This window comes from Maribacter sp. PR66 (assembly GCF_028464205.1).
Lineage (GTDB): Bacteria > Bacteroidota > Bacteroidia > Flavobacteriales > Flavobacteriaceae > Maribacter > Maribacter flavus.
The window spans coordinates 1-7,116 of sequence record NZ_JAQPCH010000019.1 but is presented as its reverse complement, the minus strand read 5'-3'; the positions used below and the strand labels follow the sequence as shown (position 1 = coordinate 7,116).

At 42.3% G+C, this 7,116-nt stretch carries 8 protein-coding genes; 3 read left to right on the top strand and 5 right to left on the bottom strand.

The window, feature by feature from the left end:
- The coding region (locus PP181_RS17555) for a carboxylesterase family protein (protein ID WP_272638044.1) at window positions 1–332 on the top strand (332 nt) is incomplete at its 5' end.
- A gap of 592 nt (window positions 333–924) precedes the next feature.
- On the opposite strand, the gene PP181_RS17550 is transcribed toward PP181_RS17555, so the two are convergent.
- From PP181_RS17550 to PP181_RS17530, 5 genes are read right to left on the bottom strand one after another with little or no spacing between them, the layout of a single operon-like run.
- Complete coding sequence (locus tag PP181_RS17550) at window positions 925–1,734, bottom strand: alpha/beta hydrolase (protein ID WP_154918081.1); 810 nt, start codon at window positions 1,732–1,734, stop codon at window positions 925–927.
- Between the two features lie 12 nt (window positions 1,735–1,746).
- Window positions 1,747–2,865, bottom strand: coding sequence for a Zn-dependent alcohol dehydrogenase (locus tag PP181_RS17545; protein ID WP_272638043.1), 1,119 nt, complete (start codon window positions 2,863–2,865; stop codon window positions 1,747–1,749).
- Window positions 2,855–4,123 (bottom strand): NAD(P)/FAD-dependent oxidoreductase, encoded by a 1,269-nt coding sequence (locus PP181_RS17540; protein WP_272638042.1) that lies wholly within the window; start codon window positions 4,121–4,123, stop codon window positions 2,855–2,857. Before PP181_RS17540 ends, PP181_RS17545 begins: the two co-directional genes overlap by 11 nt.
- Window positions 4,124–4,432, bottom strand: a complete 309-nt coding sequence (locus PP181_RS17535) for a 2Fe-2S iron-sulfur cluster-binding protein (RefSeq protein WP_154918078.1) — start codon at window positions 4,430–4,432, stop codon at window positions 4,124–4,126. It lies immediately after the preceding gene.
- A complete protein-coding gene (locus PP181_RS17530) occupies window positions 4,432–5,592 on the bottom strand; it encodes a cytochrome P450 (protein WP_154918077.1) in 1,161 nt (386 codons plus the stop codon). Before PP181_RS17530 ends, PP181_RS17535 begins: the two co-directional genes overlap by 1 nt.
- A gap of 199 nt (window positions 5,593–5,791) precedes the next feature.
- Between PP181_RS17530 and PP181_RS17525 the strand changes: the two genes are divergently transcribed.
- Both PP181_RS17525 and PP181_RS17520 read left to right on the top strand, forming a co-directional pair.
- Window positions 5,792–6,664, top strand: coding sequence for an AraC family transcriptional regulator (locus tag PP181_RS17525; protein ID WP_154918076.1), 873 nt, complete (start codon window positions 5,792–5,794; stop codon window positions 6,662–6,664).
- A 4-nt stretch (window positions 6,665–6,668) separates the two neighbouring features.
- Window positions 6,669–7,116: carboxylesterase family protein (locus PP181_RS17520; RefSeq protein WP_272638041.1), on the top strand; the 448-nt coding region annotated here is incomplete at its 3' end.

The following is a 7,116-nucleotide window of genomic DNA, read 5'->3' as shown; positions in this document are numbered from 1 at the left end:
CTGTATACGCGTACCTATTGGCCTGGAAAAGCCCCGTTGAGGAAGCTTCTAAAGGTTCGTTTCATGGTTTGGATATTCCCTTGGCGTTCAATACCGTTGATCTTAGGGCAGACTGGACGGGCAATGGTGAAGATGCTTGGGAGCTCTCTGACAAGATGAGTTCTGCTTGGATCAATTTCGTAAAAAAGGCAGATCCCAATGTGGAAGGCGTACTTCCCGAATGGGAGCCATACACCGAAGAAAATGGAGCTACAATGTATTTTGACACGGAATGCCGAATTGTACACAACCATGATCGGGCATTGATGAATTTCATCCAACCTTTGGATTAGTGTTACAAGACATTTTACCATTTTAGGATAACTTTGAAAAATAAACAATACAGTAGAGGGGCCATTAACAAAGGCCCTTTTTTCATTTAGGGGTAAACTAGCAAGGTCGATAGTTCCCATGGTATGTTTCCTAGGGTTTAGCTTTCTTATCATTAACTATGATCTCGCATATTTATGTGATGATGTCGAATGCGCCTGCGGCGTACTTTTGTCGCATTGCTGGCGCAATACCCGCGCCAAAAGCTAGTCGACATCATTACTTCGATAAACTCAGCACAAGCTCTGCGCCATGCCAAATCGAGCTTGCGAGATTCATGAACTCAGCTAGCAAAGAATAAAAAACAGTGAACTAAATTACCATGGCGGTAGGATAAGGGACCTCTTTGCCAAAAACGCCGCTACGGCTGAACAACCCAACATATCAGGACGCCATACGTAATCTGGCCGGCCAATTTTATTCCCAATACCGCAAGTGAATTTGCTATATTTCCATATAATTCGCCGGACTAGGCATAGCGCGGCGTTAGATATTAGCTTTTTACTATTGACACTGGTCACCTTATTACCAGAAATCACCTTGTTTTTACCTCGGTTAATCTTGGGCGATTGATATATTAAAAAACTGATACGTTTTCCGTACATGGGTCTGCCAATATTCCCATTGGTGCCCTCCCGGAAATTCTTCGTAAATATGCGGAAAATTTAGGTCTTGTAGTTGTTGGGTCAGTAATCTGTTGCCCGCTATCAACTCGTCCCCGACACCACAATCAAAACGTAGTAGCGACATTTTAGTTTGATGAGCTTTTATTAAATCGATTACGTCGGGCGTCTTCGCTGCTTGAGTGTAGTCGGTTAAGGGTTCTTCTACAAACAGCGCCATTTCCTCTAAGCGCGTAATAGCACTATGCGCAGAAATAGCACAAAATTTCTCTGGATATTGACTACCTAACCACAAGGCACCATAACCACCCATGGACAAACCACCAATACACAATTTACTTTTTGAACTTGCTTCTGGAATATTTTCTTTTATGGCCAAGGGTACGTCTTCTACAATCCAACGTGCAAAATCTTTCTGATGATGTGGAAAATAGGCGGAGCCATCGCCCCATAACCCATCAGAAGGCATAGCAACAATAGCTGGTTTTATCTGTTTGCGCTGCATAAGTTCCGATGCAGTTTTGTGTGCACCACCTTTTAATGCCCAAACCCATGCACTTCCATAAACGCCGTGCAGTAAAATGTAAATGGGTAAATCCGTTAATGGTTGTTCGGTTTTTGGCACATACAAACAGATATCTCCCCTACCCTTTAAATTTGGTGTTTTTACGGTTAAAAAACGCAATCCATCAAACTCGTAGGGAGCATCAGACAATTCTATTGTTCTAAAGGAACCTTGCATTACTATTTCGTATTAATCAAAAACAACTACTCCTTTGGCATTCTTTCCTTTCAACATATCGGCAAAAGCGGCTTCCAATTGGTCTAGCTTGTATTCTTTGGTTATCATTTGGTCTAGGAGCAAATCGCCCTTTTTATACAAACCCATCAACTTAGGAAAATCTATTTGTGGTCTACATTTTCCGTACAAGGGATTCATGTAAATCTTATCCCACTCAAACAGACGCATGTCTATAGTAATTTCTTCTTCTATACCACTTACTTGTACTGCTGTACCGGCATTCCTAACCATAGCCAATGGTGCTGCACCTAAAGCGGGAATCGCAGTACACTCAAACGCATAATCTGCTAACCTACCTCCTAATAATTTTTCTACTTCCTTAGCTGCTTTGTTTAAGCCTATATCATCTTTGTCTGCTAAGATTATGTCCGTTGCGCCAAACTGCTTGGCTAATTCTAATTTATTTGGATTGATGTCTATAGCGATAATCCTATGAGCGCCAGAAATGGCACATGCATTAATTGCATTTAGGCCTACTCCGCCACAGCCTAGAACCACTGAAGTACTGCCTGCGACCAATTCTGCTGCATTTACTACCGAGCCGTAGCCCGTCATTACACCACAACTAACAATAGCTGCTGCCGAAAAATTTAAGTTTTCTTCCGATACTTTTACCAATGCCGATACCTTTACCAATGCATATTCACTCAAAGTTCCTAAGTTAAAAGAACGCTCTATGGCCTTTCCTTGCCATTGCGTCCCTTCTAAATGGGCGTGGCCTGGGGTATGACCGTTACCTCCTGCCGCCACAGGAGAATTGTTTTCGCAAATATGCTGATTGCCTTCTTGGCATTGAAAACAATGCATACAAGGCGTAGCCCAATTCAGAATAACTTGGTCTCCCTCCGCAAAATCTTTTACCGCAGCACCTACGGTTTCTACAACTCCTGCTCCCTCATGCCCCATAACAATAGGTTTTCCCCAAGTGAGCGAATCATAGTCGGTATGGCATAGCCCCGCTGCTTTAATTTTCACCAAAACTTCATCTGCTTTTGGTTCCGCTACGGTTACCGTATCTATAATAAATTTACCATCGCCAGTGGCAACAGCAGTTTTAGCTTTAATCGACATTCGTTCTATATTTTATTAGGGTATTCGGCTTAAAAGGAATGCTAGCATCCGCTAATTTTTCCTTGTCTACCAATGTGTTGTTTTTAATAAATTTTGTTCCCAGCACAAAGGCTTTCCCATTGTTTACAGCATCTACCGCCAGTAAGGCATCATCTTTAAAATACCAAATAGAAAAACAGTCTTCTTTATCGTCCTCTTTTCTAACTACTAAGTCTGTATAGCCATGAGACAAGCCTACCATTTGTAGTTTAATATGATATTGGTCTGACCAAAACCAAGGCAACGCGTTATAATTGGTAGGTATACCTAAGATGTTTGCCGCAACAGCTCTAGCTTGGTCTACCGCATTTTGCACACTCTCCAAACGCATCCATTTTTGGTATCTAGGATGGTAAAACTGCGCCACATCCCCAATTGCATAAACATTTGCTACAGAAGTTTGTAGTTGTTCATTTACCTTAATGCCATTTTCTAGCGTTGTTCCCAGTTTTTCTGCTAGGACGCTGTTGGGCCTAACCCCCACGCCTACTAAAACCAAGTCTGCCGGATAAGTAACACCATCCGTACCCGTTACGGTAGTGCCATCTTTGGTCTGAAGTATGTCTTGCGCAGAAACACCTGTTTTTATGGTTACGCCCTTGGCAGTGTGTAGTTCCTGAAAAAAATGAGCTAATGCCGCTGGGGCTACACGGGCTAACAAACGTTCTTCGCGTTCCAGTACCGTAACCTTGCCGCTCATCTTTTGTAAAGAAGCGGCCGTTTCTAAACCAATATATCCTCCACCGATTACGACGATATTTTTGTCCTTGGCATTTTTAAAACCAGCTTGTATGGCCAAAGCATCTTTAGCACTACGTAAAACATGAACGCCAGAACAAGTGTCTATACCCGGTATTGGCGGTACAAAGGCCGATGCTCCTGTAGCTAGAACCAAAGCATCGTACTTTACGCTAGTGCCATTACTGAGTGCCAAGGTCTTGGAGGTAGCATCTGCGGCTGTTACGGTTACGCCTTGTGCTAGGGTAATGTTTTCTTCCTCGTATCGCTCTGCAGCAAATAAAGGGTTAAAATCGCCCCCATCCGTTAACGACAAATACGCCTTGGACAATGGCGGTCTATGGTAAGGCAAGTTTTCATCAGCATCAATTAAAACAATAGCCCCTTCCCAACCCTGTTTGCGCAACTCCATAGCGCAGTTGGCCCCAGCATGGCTAGCACCTACAATTGCACAGGTCTTATTTTTGGTCTGCAGCTCCATTTAGTTGGCCACCGCTACTGTGATACCGTCAACGGCATCTGTAACCGGAATCTGGCAGCACAAACGGCTGTACTCATTAACATTATCATCAAACTCTAACATATCCGCTTCAATTTCAGAAGGCGCTCCTAGCTTTTCATAATAAGCAGGAGCAACGTGTACATGGCAAGTGGCGCAAGAGCAAACACCCCCACAATCGCCATCAATACCCGGTACCTTATTCTTTACCGCGAGTTCCATTAAACTTCCGGAGGTTGCCTCATATACCAAACTTTCACCTGCTTTAGTGATGTATGTAATTTTTGCCATTATTTTATTGGATTTAATTCAATTTCTAAACTATCAAAACCGACTTTGCGTTGGTGTTCGCCCCAGTCTTCTATATTTTCTACCGCCTTGACCACGGTAAGCTTCGCTACTTTCTGTGTAAATACCCGTAAAAACACCTTCATTAATTGTCTGGCGTGGGTAGCTCCCAAACACTTATGGGTACCAAAACCAAAGGCCACATGCGGATTCATCTTACGGTCTAGGACTACCGCATTTGGGTTTTCAAAAATGGCTTCGTCCCTATTGGCAGAAGCCCAACATAGACTTACACGGGTATCTTCCTTGGCCACATGGCCACTTACTTCTTTCTCTTGAGCCACCACGCGCCCCATGTGTGTTAAGGGCGAAAAATATCGTACTAATTCCTCTATGGCCGTATTCAACAACTCTGGATTGTCTCTCAACTCTGTAATGGCTTCTGGATGTTCTGCCAAATACGCCAAGGTATTGGTAAGGTAGTTGATGATGGTGTCTCTACCACCAGCAAAAGTGAGGATGAGCACTCCTTTTACTTCTTCCTTAGTCATCTTTCTACCTTGGTATTCTGATTGTAACAGCACACCATACAAGCTGTCATCAGGATTGGCAATTAACTTATCTATTTCCGCATCTATATAATCGTACAAAATGGCAGCTTTATCCCCATCCAAGTCGCTATCCTCACTACGAAAAACGTGAGTTCCCCAAGAAATCCAAGTTTCGGCCTCCTTCATCGGAATATTCAACAACAAGGTTAAAGCTCTGGATTGTATGGGTAAAGACAGTTCTGCAATGGCTTCTATCCTACCCTTTACCAATACACGGTCTAGCTCCGCAGCAATTATTGCCTCTAAACCAGCCTCATATGCAGCATCTAAGGGTCTTTTAAACCAATCTTCTACCAAGGCCCTATATTCCGTATGTTCTGGTGGGTCTACCTCAAAAGGAATTTGGCGGGTATCTCTAATGTTTACTTCTGAAGGTACTACAATACGCCCCGGTTGTGCACCAGAAATAAAGGATTTGTAGTCATGGGCCGATTTTCTAACATCTTTAAACCGAAGCAACATGGCTACTGAGTCGTTTTGATCATTAAACGGACATACGCCTTTAGTCGCTCTGGTGTCCTTAAACGCATCTGGAAAATCGCTCACTCCCATTTTTACTAGAATTAATTGCTATATTATTGTTTTATCTTGTTTTCTATTACCATATTGATAATAGAACACAACAGATAATCACAAAAATCTAAATAAAAACAACTGCTTAAGTAGCGTATTTACGCATATTACTAATCTATTCTGTCTATCTTTAACTAAATAAGATATTTTTACCAACACAATAGAAAACATTTTTTGATTGAAACCGCAGTTAGAAGCCATACCATTTACGGAAAATAGTAACATCCTTGCCTATGCTTATGAAGGGGCTCACTTTGATGCTCCATGGCATATACATCCGCAATGTGAGCTTACCTACATAACCTCTAGCGAAGGCACTAAATTTATAGGAGACCATGTAAGCAACTATGTACCAGGAGAATTGGTGTTACTGAATGCTAATTTACCGCACTGTTGGAAAAATCATGCGCAAGAAAAGGTAAGCAGTGCCTCTATAGTAGTGCAATGGAACCAAGAGATTATTACGGCCATACCAGAAATGCAAGCAATTAAAGATTTGCTGCAAGCTGCAAGTCATGGGCTTATATTTTCTACTAGAAGTACGGTTAAAATATTACCGTTAATAAAAACCTTGCCACAATTAACCGGAACAGCGCAATACTTACAGTTATTACAGGTGTTAGCACAGTTAAGTACCTTACCCTACAGAAAATTATCTACCGCAAAATTTACCAAAGAAATGCCTTGGGAACACAATAACCGCATGGCAAAGGTGCACGATTTTGTTGCTGCCAATTACCACACCCAAATACAGCTTATAGCTATGGCTAAACTTGTGAATTTATCTGAGCAGGCCTTTTCTAGATTCTTTAAAAAGATGATGGGACGTTCTTTTTTTACGTACCTAAATGAATACCGAATAAATTTAGCGGCTAAGATGCTGGTAGACACGGATTATATGGTAGCGGATATTGCCTATAAGTGCGGTTACGAAACCTTACCCTTTTTCTTTAAAAAGTTTAAAGCACAATACGGTACTACGCCTACAGTGTACAGAAAGGAGCATGGATCCCCATGGCATCAGTCTTTTGGACCATGCCTAAGCAGGTGAACGAATGAAAGATAAAATGACCCCTGACCAAATTGAGAATTTAGAAAAAACCATAGACTATCTCAGAAATTTAGGAGATGCCTGGGGTGATTCCTACATAGAAGTTACTCCTGAGGAGCAACAAAAATACATTGGCGATTATAAATCCGGGGGTGGTGGAAAAGTAGGTACCTTAATGTGTATGCCTGCGGCGAAAGGCTCATTCAACAAGGCGATTATACAAAGCGGTACCTTGATAAATTCAATGACCCAAGAGAAGTCACAGAAACTGGCGGCAACCGTGCTTGAGAAATTAAACCTTACCCCGGAAGACGTTAAAAAGCTGGACACCATTCCGTATCATAATCTTGTGAAAGCAGGAAATGAGGCCGTAGCCGAAATTTCGGGCCCCAGAATTCCGGGTTCATCCGGAATGTTTGGTTTTGCACCCTCGGTAGATGGCGAGGTATTGC